Source organism: Bacteriovorax sp. BSW11_IV, from assembly GCF_000447755.1.
GTDB lineage: Bacteria > Bdellovibrionota > Bacteriovoracia > Bacteriovoracales > Bacteriovoracaceae > BSW11-IV.
In genome coordinates, this window is sequence record NZ_AUNE01000047.1 from 1 (window position 1) to 17088 (window position 17088).

Annotated in this window: 13 protein-coding genes; 6 read left to right on the forward strand and 7 right to left on the reverse strand. The window is 37.6% G+C overall.

Going from position 1 to position 17088, the window contains the following annotated elements; all coding sequences use genetic code 11:
* A partial coding sequence (locus M899_RS17915; protein ID WP_021272009.1) for an ATP-binding protein occupies positions 1-2100 on the forward strand: 2100 nt, incomplete at its 5' end.
* Positions 2101-2127: 27 nt separating this feature from the next.
* On the opposite strand, the gene M899_RS13215 is transcribed toward M899_RS17915, so the two are convergent.
* Genes M899_RS13215 through pal form a run of 4 tightly spaced genes read right to left on the reverse strand, consistent with a single transcriptional unit; the run spans position 2128 to position 5386 of the window.
* Positions 2128-3753, reverse strand: a complete 1626-nt coding sequence (locus M899_RS13215) for a multiheme c-type cytochrome (RefSeq protein ID WP_021272003.1) — start codon at positions 3751-3753, stop codon at positions 2128-2130.
* 8 nt (positions 3754-3761) lie between these two features.
* A complete protein-coding gene (locus tag M899_RS13220; protein ID WP_021271974.1) occupies positions 3762-4541 on the reverse strand; it encodes a tetratricopeptide repeat protein in 780 nt (259 codons plus the stop codon).
* A gap of 24 nt (positions 4542-4565) precedes the next feature.
* On the reverse strand, positions 4566-4865 hold the full coding sequence (locus M899_RS13225) for a DUF4398 domain-containing protein (RefSeq protein WP_034729436.1): 300 nt from the start codon (positions 4863-4865) through the stop codon (positions 4566-4568).
* Positions 4866-4867: 2 nt separating this feature from the next.
* Complete coding sequence (pal, locus tag M899_RS13230; RefSeq protein ID WP_021272013.1) at positions 4868-5386, reverse strand: peptidoglycan-associated lipoprotein Pal; 519 nt, start codon at positions 5384-5386, stop codon at positions 4868-4870.
* A 102-nt stretch (positions 5387-5488) separates the two neighbouring features.
* Between pal and M899_RS13235 the strand changes: the two genes are divergently transcribed.
* A complete protein-coding gene (locus M899_RS13235; protein ID WP_021272010.1) occupies positions 5489-8233 on the forward strand; it encodes a peptidase MA in 2745 nt (914 codons plus the stop codon).
* A 12-nt stretch (positions 8234-8245) separates the two neighbouring features.
* Here M899_RS13235 and M899_RS13240 read toward each other — a convergent pair whose 3' ends face one another.
* The 3 genes from M899_RS13240 to M899_RS13250 all read right to left on the reverse strand — a co-directional run bounded on the left by M899_RS13240 (position 8246) and on the right by M899_RS13250 (position 12048).
* Positions 8246-10033, reverse strand: coding sequence for a PAS domain-containing sensor histidine kinase (locus M899_RS13240; protein ID WP_021271982.1), 1788 nt, complete (start codon positions 10031-10033; stop codon positions 8246-8248).
* Positions 10034-10081: 48 nt separating this feature from the next.
* Positions 10082-10930 (reverse strand): response regulator, encoded by an 849-nt coding sequence (locus M899_RS13245; RefSeq protein ID WP_021272015.1) that lies wholly within the window; start codon positions 10928-10930, stop codon positions 10082-10084.
* Between the two features lie 176 nt (positions 10931-11106).
* Complete coding sequence (locus M899_RS13250; protein WP_021271988.1) at positions 11107-12048, reverse strand: hypothetical protein; 942 nt, start codon at positions 12046-12048, stop codon at positions 11107-11109.
* A 252-nt stretch (positions 12049-12300) separates the two neighbouring features.
* On the opposite strand from M899_RS13250, the gene M899_RS13255 reads away from it, so the two are divergent.
* The 4 genes from M899_RS13255 to M899_RS13270 all read left to right on the forward strand — a co-directional run bounded on the left by M899_RS13255 (position 12301) and on the right by M899_RS13270 (position 17065).
* Positions 12301-13821 carry a GH3 family domain-containing protein gene (locus tag M899_RS13255; RefSeq protein WP_021272001.1) on the forward strand — a complete coding sequence of 507 codons (1521 nt, stop codon included), beginning with the start codon at positions 12301-12303 and terminating at the stop codon, positions 13819-13821.
* Positions 13821-14423, forward strand: coding sequence for a LysE family transporter (locus M899_RS13260; protein WP_021272007.1), 603 nt, complete (start codon positions 13821-13823; stop codon positions 14421-14423). The genes M899_RS13255 and M899_RS13260 overlap by 1 nt, the downstream gene beginning before the upstream one ends.
* Positions 14424-14441: 18 nt before the next feature.
* Positions 14442-16457: an acyl-CoA--6-aminopenicillanic acid acyltransferase gene (locus M899_RS13265; RefSeq protein WP_021271981.1), complete on the forward strand. Its 2016-nt coding sequence runs from the start codon at positions 14442-14444 to the stop codon at positions 16455-16457.
* A 113-nt stretch (positions 16458-16570) separates the two neighbouring features.
* On the forward strand, positions 16571-17065 hold the full coding sequence (locus tag M899_RS13270) for a TetR/AcrR family transcriptional regulator (protein WP_021271997.1): 495 nt from the start codon (positions 16571-16573) through the stop codon (positions 17063-17065).
* The last annotated feature ends 23 nt before the right edge of the window (positions 17066-17088 follow it).

A 17088-nucleotide genomic window follows, 5' to 3' on the forward strand; every position in this document is an offset into this window, starting at 1 on the left:
ATTCTTCTCTTTGTTATTATCTCGTTGATACTTTCTTCTGGCTCTCTTCTTTTCAAAAAAGTTATTCACGATTCAGAGGACAGACTTGCTCGCAGTATTACGAATGTTCTGTCTCTTTCAATTTCTAGAATAAGTTTCTCAGGTAAATACCACGCTCAAATTTTCACTGAACAGCTCCTTAGAAGAGAACAAGATCTTCTTTACGTTATTATTGTCGATAATAATGGGGAGCCGATTGCAAAGAGTGTTGATGAGACAATTAATGAAAATATTAGCTTTGATGATCTTCAAAGTTTTCTCTTAAAGAAGGTGAGTGATAGTGATTACTACACTCGCTATAGAAAGTGTTGTAATGATCTGTATATTAAAGAAATGATCATGCCCTACCGCGGAAGTTTTGACCGTTCAATCACTGGGGTCATTGCGGTAGGGATCTCAACCGGTGCCGTGGAGCGAGAGCTCTTCAAAAACAATCTTATTCTCTTGCTCTTAGGTGTCAGCGTTTCATTTGTCGGTATGATCTTTATCTTTATCATATCGAATAAAATCTCATTTCCAGTAAGACAGCTTGCTCTTATTTTCCAAGGTATTCTAAGTCACGCGCCCATGTCGATTATTGTTCGCGACAAAAAAGGAAAGATTCTTGAGGCCAGTACAGATTTTAGAGATCGCTTCTTCCTTGATAGTGATTCTCGTAAGAACGACAATATTAAAAATCTTTTTGCCATTAAAGATTTAAGAAAAATTGAAAGCATCGATGAAGAAGTTCTCTTAGAAAAACAAATTGTTAAGCGTGAAATTTCAATTGATGGAAAAAGAGGAAAAGACTACTTCACTACTTTAACATTTAGTATTGAAGATGTTGAGGCCAAAAGTAGTGAAGAAATTCTTTGTACGATGGCCTTGAACGTAAACGATGAAAGAGCGACTAAAGACGAGCTTGAAAGAAAAACTGCAGAAGCAAGAAAGGCCAGTGAGGCCAAGGGGAATTTCCTTGCGACAATGTCTCACGAAATTAGAACTCCTCTAACTTCTATTATTGGTTTCCTTTCACTTCTTAGAGAATCTGAACTTTCAGATGATCAAAAAAATTATGCGGCCACAGCACTAAATTCAAGTGAGAGCTTGCTGGCCATTATTAATGATATCTTGGACTATTCAAAAATTGAGTCTCAAGAACTTAGTCTTGAAATGATAAGCTTTTCATTAAAAGACGTTATTTCAGAAATTAGTGATGCATTTACTTTTCAAGCGAAAGAGAAAAACCTTTCAATTGAAACAGTCATTGATGAAGGTCTGCATTTTAGAGTTAAAGGTGACCAGGTTCGTTTTAGACAAATTCTTGTCAATCTTGTTGGTAATGCCATTAAATTCACTGAACATGGTGGGATTAAAATTGTTATCACAAAAGTTGATGACCATAACAATCTACAATGGGTGAGATTTGAAGTTAGAGATACGGGTATTGGATTAAAACCATCTCATTTAGAAGTTATCTTCGATCGTTTTAGCCAAGCTGACAGCTCTATTGGTAGAAAATTTGGGGGAACAGGTCTAGGTCTTTCAATCTGTAAGCAGCTCGTTCATCTAATGGATGGGAAAATATGGGCAGAATCTGTTTATGGCGAAGGCGCGAATTTTATTTTCACTCTGCCGTTTGAGAAAGTAGAAGAAGATCTTAATGCAGATAATGTCGCTCAAGTGTCAGAAGAGCCAGAATCATATATTGGAAAAAAAGTGTTAATTGCTGATGATGAGGAGAGTAACAGAAAGCTTATGGAGCTTTTCTTATCTAAGTTAAATCTCAATATTGATTTCGCAGAAAACGGACAAGATGCACTGAATATGGTTAATGAAAATAGTTACGATATGGTCTTTATGGATGTTCAGATGCCAGAAATGGATGGGATTCAGGCCCTTAAACATATCCGTAAAAATGAGCTAGATAATAATCTGCCAAGACTGCCGATCTACGCATTTACGGCCAACGTCTTCAAAGAACAGTTGGATCGCTACTCAGATGAAGGTTTTGATGGACACTTCACTAAGCCTTTTAAGAAAAAAGAATTGATTGAGTTTGTAAAAGAAAAGTTGAAATAAAAAAGGTACCTTCAAGGTACCTTTTTTTTATTCTGAATATGTTGGACAAGAAACTTTTTTGTAATGAACTTGAAATCTATCTTCGTTAAGCTTTCTTGCAAGGCCCTTCTCATCTTTATCATACCATTCAGGGGACTGATCAGGATCGTGACAATTTAAACAACTTGATTTAATTTTCTCAGCTCTTTGCTTATCTGTGAGCTTCACAGGATTACTACTAAATGGGTGTTCACTGTGGACATCGTGGCAATTCATACACTGCACATTTGCAAAATTATGGGCGACCCCATACTTCTTATCAGTTTCTTGCCAAGTCACAGAGAGCTTTTTCAATTCGTCTTTTTTCATTTCGCGAATCGAACCTGTATTTTTAAAGGCCTTATTAACTTCTGCCCAATAGGCCTTGCGATGGGCCTCGACTTGATCTGCACTTACATCGTTGAAATCTACGATTTCAGAGGCCTTACTGTAACCTCTAGGATCGAATAATCCCACGCTATGGCATTTGATACAATCCGTATTAAAGTGCTCATTGGCCTTTATAAGAGTGGCAAAAGCTACAGAGTGGGGAGTTTCCTGCCAAAACTTATGTTGATCGCTATGGCAATCAAGACATGAACTGGCCGGCTCAAATTTTCTAACCGTTGTAGCTCCTGCGAATTGTTCGTTTTGCTCTTCAATTTGTAAGCTTTGGAGCTTTTCTTTGTGGGAATCAATAAATCCATAGTAAGGATTGTCCGCTAAAAGTTTTGCTACTTCATCTCTCATTTCATGAATTTCGTAGCCATCTTTCTTTGGATCGGCCTCAAGACGGATTTCTCCAAGATAGTGGTTTCTTGAGAGGACTTGACCCATTTTTGTTTTTCCAACGACATTAGGCTCTCTTAAAAAGCTTTGAGAGTGGGCACCAATCACCCAATCGATTTGAGGAAATTGTTTGGCCATGGCCTCATCATATTCAATCCCCGCATGACTTACGACAATAAGTCTTGTGGTGGGATCATTTTCTTTTAGGCCATCTTTTTTCATTTCACTAAAAACTGCTGTAAGAGCAGTTGAAGCGGGAAGAAAGTGACTCATAATTTCATTTTCAAGAATTTTTGGTTCTACAAAACCTGTTAAATAAACAGTCAGGGCCCCATTTTTAATTTTGACCCATTTTTTATGAGGAAATGATTCATCTCTAAGATTGGCCACAAGGAATTCAAACTTATTCTCTTTTGCCATCTCTTTTAGAAAATCAAACCCCAGAGCAAAGTCCTGATCACCCGGAGTAACATATTTAAGTCCAATTTGTGATAGTCCTTTCGCTAAATTTCTAGCGGCGAAAGTTTTAGATTTAATAATTGATTTTGGCAGGACAGAAGAAGGGAAGAATAAATCCCCACTATCCACATAGATCACATTAGATGATTCTTGTAATTTTGCAATCTGACCAGCAACTTGAGGTAGTCCACCAAGAGGATGGTGACGGCAGCCACAAGGATGGGTTTCTCCATTTATATTGTGTGAGAAAACAATGGATAGGGGTTTTCCTTCTTTTTCGACGATGACAGTTGGGCCATCGTCGATTTTTTCAATAAAAGAATTACAACCACCAAGGGTAAACAGAGCAGCTAAACCAAAAAGAATCCTTCTTTTTTGCTTATTCATTTTTCACCTTATTTTTTGAGAAGGGCCTGTGCCTCCTTGGCCTTTCTATGTTTTGGATACTTGGCCACTAGCTCTTCAAGAGTTTGTTTCGCTTCAGCAGATTTTCCTGCTCTTTCGAAAACTTTTGCCAAGAAAAATAATCCGTTCCCATTATAACCCGACTCAGGGTGTTCTGTGAAAAGACGGCCAAAATAGACCATCGCATCTTTATCGTTCTTTTCAAAATAAGCGATCATCCCCAAATTATGGATTAGAGAAGCGCGCTCTGATCCTTTGAATTTTTTAGAATCGAGAAGTGCGATTAATTGGGGTTTGGCCTGGGCATATTTACCATCGCGGTAGTTGGCGATGGCAATATCGTATGGACTTTTACTTACTTTTTTTTTTGAAGGTGTGGTTCCTGAAATTTTAGAAAGAGAGGCGAGGACTTCTTTGATGTATTTGTCCTGATCTCCAAGCTTTGATTGGATACTTGTTAAAAGCTCTTTATATGTTTTATTTGATTCCTCTAGAACTAAAATTCTTTCTTGAAGATTTTTTACAACATCATTGATGTGCTGGCGCGATGTTTGCCCAGTCTCTTCAATTTGACCAGTGACAAGTCCTAGTCGCTCTTCAATTTGTTGCATTCTTACTGAGGTATCTGCTGTCAATTTTTGACTTTCTACCATTTGCATAGAGAGATTATCGACAAGCTGTTCTCTTTTAATTTGTTCTTGTGTTTTACAACCAGCACCTAATAGTGCAGTCATTGATAGAAGGAAAACAAGTGAGCTTTGTTTTCTCATTGGATGATCTCCCAGAATAGATAATTATAAATTTTCTAAGGCCTTCTTGCGAATGGCCGTGCTTTCTGCTTTTTCAGAAAACTTCTTAGATAGGATAGCGTATTGTTTCGCCTTATTGAAATATTTTCTGCGATAACTAGACATCGCCTTGATGTAATAATACTCGGCCTTTCTATAGGGACCTGGAGCTAAAGTTTGAGCGTTAGATTCTTTTGCGGCCAAGAAAGCGGCCTGGGCAAGATTCATTTCAAGCTTAGGGCGTGTGGTCGCAAGACCACAGCCCATAAGTAATACGATAAATAGAAAACTAAAGTATTTAAGCATTATTATTTAGCTGTAACTACGAAGTTTCCTCTTCTGTTTTGTGACCAAGCATCTTCAGCGTGACCGAAAGCAACTGGTCTCATTTTACCAAAAGAGATCGTTGTAATTCTTTTTCCTTCAACACCCATAGCTACTAGGTAATCCTTAACAGCAGAAGCTCTTTTTTCTCCAAGAGCAAGGTTGAACTGAACTCCACCTCTTTCATCACAGTGACCTTCAACTTGTACTTCTACAGTTGGGTTTGCTTTAAGAAAAGATGCGTTAGCTTCAAGGGCTTCTCTTGTATCAGATCTAAGAGTTGCAGAGTTGAAGTCGAAATATACAGTTCTTAGGCTTCCAGCTTTTCCAGAGTCGCTATCAGCGTTAAGTTCGATACTAAGACCGTCATTTACTGCACCCATATCTGTAGATTGACCAGCAGCAGCTGATTCATCGCCTTTTTTCTGAGTTGAGCTACATCCTGTTAGAGAAAGAGCAGCAGTTAACAAAATTGTTAGAGCAAATGGTTTCAAATTCTTCATAGATTCTCCTCAATGAGTTTGATTATTACCAAGATATCAAAAATTATGTATCATTAATATATGATTATACTAGAAAAATGCCCTCTGTGAAAAGGAATACAAATGTTCTTATTCTTGCCCAAAAAGCTCAAGTACTGGGCCCTTGCTCTTCTTGTTTTTAATTCAATCCCTACCTCAGCAAAAAATATTCAAACATATAATCTTGAAGTGGAAACAAACTATGGAACTCTTAGTTTCAAGGCCCATGCTGATAGTGATCAAAAAAATTATGTGGCCCGTGTTTTTGCAATTTTAAAAGAAGATGCGCCTAAAATTGTCGACTATTTCCAATATGCACCTTCTGAGGCCACCCATATCGTACTTGATAGCGACGCAACAATCTCCAATGGCTCCGCAACAGTTTTTCCGGCCAATGTGATGGAGCTCTTTGTAACAACACCTAGAGCAATGGAGCATTTATCTCGCAATAACGATCCCATTCGTGCCCTTGTTATCCACGAATTCACTCATATGGTTCACCTTGATCAAACTCGTGGGGTTCTGAAGTTTTTGAAAGATACTTTTGGATCAATTGGAAAGTTAGGAGGGGTCACTCCGCGTTGGTTTACTGAAGGTGTGGCAACATGGGCCGAAAGTTTCTTCACTCCCTATGGGCGCCTTAAAAATGATTTGATGAAATTGGAACTTGCTGCTCGTATGCTTGATAACAATTACTGTCAAACAATAGATTGTTTGGATGCTCCTGGCGAGTATCCAAATGGGCAATACGCATATTGGACAGGAGGATTTTTCTTAGATTATTTAGAACAGAAAAAACCTGGAACAATTCAATGTTTGATTTTTGATAACTCATCTCAATTTGTTTTTATGCTCAATCACTCTTTCTTCAAGTGTACTGGGCAAAAGGCCTCTGACAATTTTAAAGAATTTAGACAGCATTTTGTTGAACAATACGCTAAAAGTGAAAAAAATCCTTATAGTTCACTCACTCAAATAAATGTAAAAGAGAAATTTCCAGTTTGGCAGTCTGGATTTGAAGTGATTGAAGGCAATGTGCACTTCATTTCAAAAGACGATAAATACTATTACAAAAATATCTTAAGCGAGGCCCATCACACAAAAGAGCTCGTGAAATATGATATTGAAAATATCGAAAGGGCCACAGATTATTCTAAAAAACAAAAGAGTGTGATTTATACCGCTCTTGAAGAAATGAGAACTGATAGTAAGCGTCTTGTCCTTGGTCAAAATGAAAGAATAATTCTAGCAAAAGGAGAGTCCAAGGCGGTTTTTGAGATTGAAAATAATAGATTTATTACTTTCAACTATAATGACAATGTTTGGACGATAAATGAAGGGGACAATGTTTTGTATAAAGACGAGCCCTTTGTTCATTATGAACAAATCATTCCTTTGCAATTTGATGACAAAACTTTCTTTTTATTTAAAGCGAATTTCTTAACTGGAGCACAAGAGGAAATTAGTGAGTGGAAAATCTATTCCATGGCATCAAAAACTCTGATTCCTCTGCATATTTCCGATTCACGCTTCCTTTTTAATTGCGACGCCACAATTGTTCTTGGTAAGAAAGATGGTGAAATCGAGGCCATTGATTTAAGAAAAATGGATCTTTCAATTGGACACTTAGAATCGTGGATAAGTGAAATTGTTGAATCTCGTGTCGATGGTAACGATCTTTATATGCTTTTAAAAAGCGATCCTACGAAAATTTATAAAAAAGAAAACTTTTGTTTAGAAATTAAAAATCTTGTGCCAAGTGAAGATGGAAGAGAAATTTTAAATTTTTCGAAATCTGATTTCACTGAGGCCATTGATTCACAACAAAACTATGCTCCCTATAAGTATTTCTGGCCACATTACTGGATGTTCTATGGTAATGCCGGCACAGATACACTCGATTCAATTTCTATCTTTACAACTTTTAATGATCCCCTCGATAGACATTTATTTGGAGCGAATCTTTCATACTACTATGATATAGAAAAATGGGCCCCAGGGCTCTCTTATACCTATATTCCGAATTCTTGGTGGACAAGTATTGATTATAGTAAAAAATTCTATGACAACTCACTATCTGCAAAAGAAAACTCAGAAGAAAGTACCAATGTAAAACTTGGGTATGATTTTGAGTTTGTTCACATTGACCTTACCCCTGGAGTTCAGCTTTCTTACAGCTCACGCAACGATAATTTTGACAATGGAAAAAGTCACGATGTGGGAGTTTTTGCAAGAGGTGTAGTTAGACCCTATCTTGCTCAAGACCTCGTTCAAGAGGGGAGCTTTTTGATTTCAGCTTTTCAAAGAAAACAAGATAATTATAAGTCTTATAGAGGCTATGAGCTTTACTCAAAATTCAATCTAGGGCCCTTGCCAAGTCTGAAAATCGATATCGAAGGAACTTACGGTCACCTTGATAAGAAAACAAATCGTCACGGTATCCTATATGGCGGGGGTTATAATCAGAATCTGTACTCATTCTACGGTCTTGATTATTCAGATCTTTTTGGAAATGAATTATGGACAACAAGGGCCAAATTTTACTTCAATGTTCTCAAACCATATCGCGGGTATGATCTTTTTCCAGGTTTCATAAAAGAAGTGGATGTCATTGCAGGAACTGATTATGCGAGAGCAAATTATTTAGTCGTGAAAAATAAATTGAAAACTAATGATACGATTCAATCGTATTATTTAGGTGCTAGAATGAAGACTTTAGTAGGATATTTGGCACCAGTTGATGTGGAAGTCATTTTTTCAACAATTAACGATGAAGACTATGGAAGAGTGAACTCTGGATTTATTAAAATCAATAGTCCACTCTTTTAAGAAGAATTAAATCTAGGTTGAGGCCCTAAGACGAATCACAAAAGTCGTATTTGGGGCCTTGGTGTCGAGAATAATTGAGCCACCAGCCTTCTCAATAAGCTTGCGACAAATTCCCATTCCTAGCCCTGTTCCTCGCTTATCACCCTTTGTTGTAAAAAGAGTATCAAAGATTCTTGCCGCAATATCATCAGGAATCCCTGGACCAGAGTCAGAGAAGGTAATCACAATATCATTATCTTCTTTTTTAGAATCAATATGAATCCAACGATCTTGAAACTCACTGACAGCATCACTTGAGTTATTGAGCATATTTAAAAATATCTGTGACATGTCAGAATCATTACTATAGGCCAAGTGCGTCTCATCAAGGGCAGAGTAGTCGAGTTTGATTTTTTTACTTTTCAGTTTTGTATGAATGAGAGTTAGTGTTCTCTCTAAGACTTTTTTCAAATTCGTTGGGGCTATTTTATCAACGGCATTATTGGCCAGAACTGATCTCATATTGTCAAAGATCTCTTCGATTCTGCCGTAGTTGACATTAATATTTTCAAGAAGGGATTCAATTCTCACAAATTGTTGTGAACCATCATTGACGTCTTCAACTTGTAATTGAAGTTCATCTAAGCTTAAAGAAATAATCGAAAGGGGATTCATCACTTCGTGGATAATCTGGGCCGAAACTTCTCCGATAGAACTAAGCTTTTGTGAAACGAGGATCTCTTCGTTTAGTTTTTTTGTCTCAGTGATATCATAGCGAATTGAGACGAATTGATAGATGCGACCTACGGCGTTTTTAAAAGGAACGATTGTCGTGTGAAGCCAAAAGTAAGAACCATCTTTGGCCCTATTTTTAATTTCACCTGTCCAGATCTCGCCATTGTTAATTTTGTACCACATATTGTGCCAAAAACTATTTGAGTGGTACTTCGATGAAAGAACCTTATGATCTTGGCCAACAAGTTCTTCATATGTATAGCCAGAGAGTTCGCAGAACTTTTGATTTACGTGAGTGATTGTCCCTTGGCGATCGGCAATAGAGACAATAGAGGACTTATCAATGGCCTCTTGGTAGTCACTGGCCTTTCTTTCAATTTGTCTAAAGTCAGTAATATCGTGAATCGTTCCAAAAATGCGATAGACCTTACCGTCGTGAACTTCACAGTGACCAATCATGCGCATCTTAGCGGGTCTAAATTTTCCAGAAATAATATCGAATTCATAATCAAATGTAGCGGCCTTGCTTAAGGCCTCATCCATACATTGGTCAAAGAGATTGAGGGACTCTTCGCGAAAGAAGTTCCTCATACGTTTTAGGCTAATTTGACCTTTTGTTGAGAGCTCGTAGATATTGTATGTCTCTTCACTCCAAGTTAGCTCGTCGTGAACGACATCGTATTGCCAGCTACCGATCTTTCCAAGAGTTTGCGTTTGCTTATAAAGACTTTCTGATACTGAAGACTTTGTAAAATCGCGACCAACTCCCACACAGATATTATCATCTTCGAAGTGAGATAAAACCCATGAAATATATTTGATCTGGCCTTTGGCCGAAATCACTCGATGGATGACTCTTTCATTTTTAGATTTCTTCGCAAATAAAGTTGTGAAAATATTTTTTGAACTTTCGACATCATCTGGATGAAGAAAAGGGAAGGGACCATCTTTTTTTAATCTTTCTTGATCGCATTGAAGGAGATTACATAGGGCCTCATTAACTTCAATGATATTTCCCATCTGGTCACAAACAACGTAGAAGATGTCTGCTTGATCAAAAAATGCGTCGAGATGCTTATAACTCATGAAAACTCTTTTTCAAAAAATGACTACAGAGTATTGTATCAGTTTTTTTCAAACAGCTTCAGAAAAAAGTTTTGCCTCTTTTAATTCCAACCCACATCTAGCGTAGTAGAGAATTTTAGATTCACTAAACGGCTTCTCTAAAAAGAAGACATCTTCCCAAGTAATTTGCTCGGGCGAAAGCTGTGGTTTATATCCACTTATGAATAAAACTGGAGTTTTTTTGTTCGTATTACTCTTGTGTCGAAGATGATAGATAAATTCACCACCGTTCATAATAGGCATTTTAAAATCACAAAGAATGATGTGAAATTCTGTTTGCGCACACATGATTAGGGCATCTTCACCATTGGCCGCGACAGTGATATTAGCTTTGAAGCCTCGCTTTAAAATGACTTCTAAAATCTCTGCCACATCGGGATCATCATCAACTACAAGAACGTTTATTTCAGCAAGCCCTCGGCTCAATTCATGGGGCCTATGATGAGAAGCAGAAGGTTTATGAGTTTCTTCTGGGTGGAAGTGGTATTTTTCAATCATATTTTCAATAGAAGAAAAGTTGAGTGGATGCGATAAATCTTTTTCTAAGAACTCCACGGCCTCTTGAGTACGATCACAATATTCTAGAGTGATTTCATGAAAATGTTTTGTATAAGGAGTTTCCCCGTCACGGGCCTGAATAAGAAGATTTTCAAAGGTATGAGAAATGTCGGCAATTTCATTGAGTTCACAGGCCTTGCTATTTCCTTTTACACTATGAACGATACGAAAAACATTATCGATATCTTCATTGGTGAAATCTTCCCAAGCTCTACGTCTAATGATGTCGTTTAGCTCGATAAATAAGTCAGAAAGTTCGGCAAGGGTATTGAGCTTAAATTCTTTTTCAAAATCTTCCATCGCTTCTTCTCATGGTTAAGGTCATAGTCAAAAATTGTATTTTTCTCATTAAATAATTGTAATGAGAATTTGTTTAAAGACCAAATCGGAGAAACTTTAGAAAATGTTAGTCATCAACTAGTTGAAAGTTTAAGTGAAATATTAAGCTTATCTAGAGAAACTTAAGGAGGAGCCAATTATATGTGGTCACCTTGAGAAACGAGCTCCTGAATTCTTTCAATTAGCTCGCTATTATCAACATCTAGATCTTCCATAAAGTAAGTGTAGTAAAATGCGTTTTGAGTTTCCAGTGAAAATAAGCGTAAAAGAATATTTAATTTTTCCTTACGATCCATAAGATTTTTTGGCCAAAATGAATTTCCAATATATTGCCTTACTTTATAGAAGTGACCATGAGAATTGATCATAGGGCCTATTAAATCTACTTCAACTTGATTGAAATCACGTGTGCGATAGATTTGTGTAATCATCTCGTTATCATCACTTGTTTCAATGGCATGAGTAATAGCACTTTTATCATTCATAATAAATGTACTTAAAACATCAGCAAAGAGTTCTTGAAAGGGAGTGATCGCTTTTGTGAAAGTCCTCATTGCACGAGGTCCCATTAAATCTTTTTCAGCACGTTTGATTTGTTCTTGTAAATACTTCGAGTCTTTAACAAAGGCCTGTTGTTTTAAATCAGAAATCTTATGACCTAAGCGATTATAGAAATTAAAATTTTCCCAAGTCTTTGCTAGCTCATTGGCCAAAATGGCATGTCCATATTCATGCAAGATAATAGCATCAAGATCTTTTTGCTCTTTATATTCTATAAGATTGTTTTGAGTAAGAGAGTAAAAACGCACAGGTACTTTAATCAATGATCCATTATCGTAACTGGCATTATCAAATTCATTAATAAGATGCACAGAAACTTCAGGAGCATCTTGAAAACTATCTGCGGCAGCTTGAAGAAGTTTTGCAATAGCACTTCCTTTTGCACAGGCCACTTCTTTAGAGATGTCGTCTTTATTATAAAAGACGTTGCGAACAACACCCTCATTAATAGGACAGATTTCCTCTGCAAAAGTCATGGTTGAAATTAAAATCGTTAGAAGTGCGATGGTTTTAGTCATAGGTCATTGTAGTCATTTAAGGGGGCAAACAGGGGGGAGTCAGTAAAAATTATAGAGACTTTCATAATTGTGACGGCCTTTAAGTCTTTGAAATAATAAAACACTTCTGGCTTTTATTGACAGAAAAAATGGATCTTCGTCAAAAAGGGGCCCTTTTGACAAAAGCTCCCAATTTCTGTCGAGCACTTGTGATGCGAATATTCGCTTAGGTTGCTAGAACCTCCTCATTGATAAATTTTGTGGAGGAATTTTATGAAAGCGATTAAGAGAATAGTTTCTAAGAGGATTTTGAAAAATAAATACAAGAAAGTAGCTTTGTCTCAGTCTGAATTAGTTGCTGTTCAAAGAAAGAATTTTGAAGTTCTAAAATCATCTTTGGTGGGAACTGAAATCTTCGAAGACCTAGGCCTTAACAATATTGAATCATATGAAGACTTCGTTACAAAAATTGCAGTTCGTGGTTACGATGAATTTAAACCTTATGTAGACTCACTTATTAATGGCCAAAAAAAGGTGATGTTCAATAACAATCCACTTTACTTCGGTCTAACTTCTGGAACGAGTGGAAAAGATTCAAAGAAGATTCCTTATAATCGTCAAATGATTGCAACATTCAAAGAGTCACAACAACTTCTCGCTTCAGTTGTTAATGAACTTGTAGAAGGTATTGATCTTGTGAATTCCCCAAGATTAACTTACGGCTCTAATCCTGAGACGTATGAACTTAATGGTGTTAGCTACGGTTATATTTCTGGAATCTTAAGTTCACAAACGCCTTATGCTCTAAAAAAAGTAACATTCCCTACAAATGATATTCTTGCCATTGAAAATTGGGATAAGAAACTTGAAAAGCTTACTGAGCAAGTTATTCCACAAGATATTCGTGTGGCCTCAGGGATTCCTTCATACCTTATTTCAATCTTTGAGTACGTTCTTGCTAAAACGGGAAAGAATGAAATCAAAGAAGTATGGCCAAATCTTGATACCGTGATCTATGGAGCAACTCCCATCGATCAATACCGTGACAAGCTCAATGCTCTTGTTGGGAAAAAACTAAACTATTTTGGAATTTACGCTTCAACTGAAGCACCCCTTGGTGTTGGAATAAATAACGCTCGTGACGAAAAGCAAGTTTATGCATTTCACCCAGATATGATTTTCTCTTTCACAGATATAGATGATCTTTCATCAACAATGGGGATCGGCGAAATAGCAGAAGGAAAATCGTACTATGTTAATACAAGTGGTCCTAACGGACTTATCAATTACACGATGAAAGATATCATAAGAATTAAATCAGTTTCACCAATCATGACTTTCGAAGTACTTGGACGCATGGGCAGTGGGATTAATCTTGCTGCAGAAAAAACAAGTGATGAACAAGTTCTGGATTCAATTTTAGAGCTTAATAAAAAGCTTGTTGTAAACGTTGACCACTATTTTCTGTGTCCATCAAATGTTGCGGGAACTCCTGTTTATCAGTGGACAATTTTTTCAGATGAGTTAACAGACAAAGACGAAAAGAGCGTGGCCCAGGCCCTTGATGAAATTCTCGCTATCAAAAATCCTGACTACGCTGATTGCAGAGAAGACGATATTATTGCAATGCCAGTGGTAAAAATTGTGTCATCTCTTTATTTGAAAGATTATTTCAACGCCAATAAAGATCGTGGTCAATTTAAGATGAAAACCGTATTTCCATGTCCTGAAACTTTTAACGGTTTTATCTCACAAACTTTTCCTGAACTTCTGCCAAGCCTTGGGGGTCTATAATGTTGACTCCAATGGCCTATATCCTAGCAGTTGTCCTTGGGGTTGCCTCAACGCTTCCCCTTGGACCAAGTGGAATGAGCATTGTTAGTGCATTCGCCCTTAAAGGAGAAAAAAGAGGGTACAAGGCCCTTATGGGACTTCTTTTAGCTGAAGTGATTTATATGGCCATCGCCTTGGCCTTAAGAGCGATTGGTGTTCTTTCACTATCTCATCAATTGGAAGTCGTGCTGACTCTCATCTTCTCGGCCTTTCTAATTATTTTTGGCTACAAAACTTATAAGAGCTCGAAGCAAAGTTCGACGAGATTTCCGATTCGATTCTTTAATGTTTTTGCCATTTCTGTCATGAATCCTACGCTTCTTATTTTCTATATGGGACTAATCATCTCTGTGGAAAAAGGCTATGGGCCAAACTTGAGTGTAGGAAGTTTACTTCTTTTGGCCTTTTTCTTTTTAAGTGGAGTAATGGGAACTTTGATTCTTCTGGGAAAAATGGCCCAGAAAAAAAGTGAATTTATTAATAATAATTTAGCAAAAATAAAAGCTGTGCTTGGACCCATTTTTATATTGTTGGGATTAAGTTCAGCTTTGAGTTCATTTTAATTTGTGGAGAGGTTAAATATGTTACGCTATATCATCATCGCCCTAATGGTTGCCGCAATCATTCCGGTAGCAGAATCATCAGAGTGTCGTGTGGCCAATCAGGAAGGGAAACAGACGCACTCTATTTGTACAATTGAAGGTAAAGAATTTCACCTTCTTGATATTCACGGTCCAATGGAGTCATTGGCCTATTATCATGGAAAATTCTTGGCCCCGCTAGTGAGAAAGGGTGTTTTACAATCAGTTCTTGATCGCAGAGATTCTTCATTAGAGAAGATGCCAAAAAAAGAGCGTGCTCAATTTGAAAGCGTTTATTCATGTATTATGAGTCGCTATAAAAGAAGTGTGACAGATGATCTCATAAGCGAATTTAGAGCTCTTGCTAAAGGTGTTCGCGCCAGTGGGGTTAAAGTAAGTGATGATGAAATCATCGAGGCCTCACTCATGGTCGAGCTCTCTGGATTTGTTGATGCTCTGATGCTTGAAATGGAACAAAATAAAACACAAGCGACTCTAAATCTATTTTCTAAATGTGGACTTCATTTGAGCGCTGGTGCGGCCAAGGGCCTTCTTAAAAAATTGGCGAGTCCACTTAAAAATATGAAAAGAGGGTGTACGGGATTTGTGGCCAGCAAGGACTACACAAATAATGAGCGCCACCTCCATGGGAGAAATTTTGATACAGGCTTTTTAGGTGTATTCGAAAAGTATCCGGTTATCTTACGTCATACACCAAGCTATGGTGTGACTTATATGGGAATGTCTACGGCCGGCCTTCATTATTCTGGAGGAATCTCGGGCATGAATGAGGCCGGCATTAGTATTTCTACTCATGAGCTAAGAACGACTAATTACCGTACTCTTTATCCACTACAATTGGATCTAAAACCATTTAACGGCAAGCTCTTCAAAAGAAAACAGGCCCTCACTGCGCCTTATCTCGCTAACAAAGTTTTAAAAGAAGCCAAATCTATTGACGAGGCACTATGGCTTGTTAAAAAGTATGGAAGTTTTGGAGCGTGGTCATTTCTGGTAAGTGATGCTAAGACAGGAGAGGCCGCTTCAATTGAAATCTCTGGTGACGTTGTTCGTGTTGCAAAAAGAGTGAAAGGCCACATGGGCCAATCGAATCATTTCATCCACCCAGATACGAAAAAAGATAACTTTGAATATTCAATCAACAAATCACTTGAATCGCGCGCTAGGTTGTCTTTAGTTGAGTCGACTCTTGAAAAAGATAAAGGTGCTATTGATGTGAATTGGGGAGTGGAGCTTCTCTCTGGACACACGGATTATTACCAAGGGCTACGCTCTTTTGGCCGTACTGTATCCAAAGTTTATACATCCATGTCTCACGTTATGGATGTTAAAAATAAAGAGTTTTGGTTTTCTGTAGGAAATAGCTATCCAACAAATTTAACAAACTTTGTAGGCCTTAAAGTTGACTTCAATCCAAAGCACAAAGATTTCTACTCTTTTATTGATACTGTCGAGGCGCAAAGTGATCTCAAAGCACAACACCCAAATTTCGTGCAATCACTTCACGATTACACCATGGCCTATTTCGCTTACACAGACAAAGGCGACAGTGTTGAGGGCCTAAAGGAATCTCTATCTCATCTTGAAAAGGCCAAGTCATCGGCGGGCCTTGATGATGTGAGTGACTTTCCCACATCAATTATGATTTCAAAATTAGCGATTCATCTTTATGCAAAAACAAATGATCTTCGCTACATTGAAAGAGCGAAAGAAGAACTCGAAGAAATTTACTACGGCACCTATGCAGGACTTCACACTTTTGAGCAGTCTCAAGTAATGGAAGCTCTCGGCGTTTCTCAGTACTTCTTAGGGGATAAAGAAATGGCCAAAAAATCATTTCTTCATGCCAAAAACCTTTTGGTTCCACTTCAAAAGCAATTTCCAGGGCATTTCTACTTAGGAAAGCTCGTTAAAGATGTTGAGGAGCTGGCCAAGAGTGGTCCAAGTATTTCAAGTATTTCGGCGCACGAACTCCACTTCGCGACAGCTGAATGATCTCCTATGGGGGGGAAGGCGAGGCGTGCCTTCCTCTCTTTTTCCCCAAATCGAATGAACTTTTTTCATTGATTCTTGTTTAAAGCTCAATTTTTACTATACTCCCTAGTCATATGATTGAACTTTCAAAAAAAGAGCAGGTCTATTTTAAGATTTGCGATAGCGTACTTTATTACGAATTGATTAAAGGCCATATGAAATGGTCTCTTTCAGATATTTCAAAACACTCCGGTGTGACTCGCTCACTTATTTATTACTACATGGGAAAAGAAAAAGAACAGATCCTCCAAGAGGCGGTTCTTTTTATGTTGGAATTGTTCTTCAATTCCAATCATGATCGCAAAATGGGTGTAGAAGAGCGCATGCATATGATTCTTACGAAAGTTAAAGAGATGCCTCACGTTTTTCTTTTCTATGTCAGTGAGAGAATCAAAGACTCTGAATATGGTGAGATTATTCGCAAGGCCGAACAAGAGCTTTTCCTTTATCTTGAGCGCGAATTAAAACTCGATAAGACAGAAGTCATGAAATTATTTCTAATGGAATTGGGAGCGTGTGCATTCCAATTAAATCCAGATGATGCGTACACATTCTTTAGACTTAGATAGTCAAAAAGTGTGAAATTAGTTCA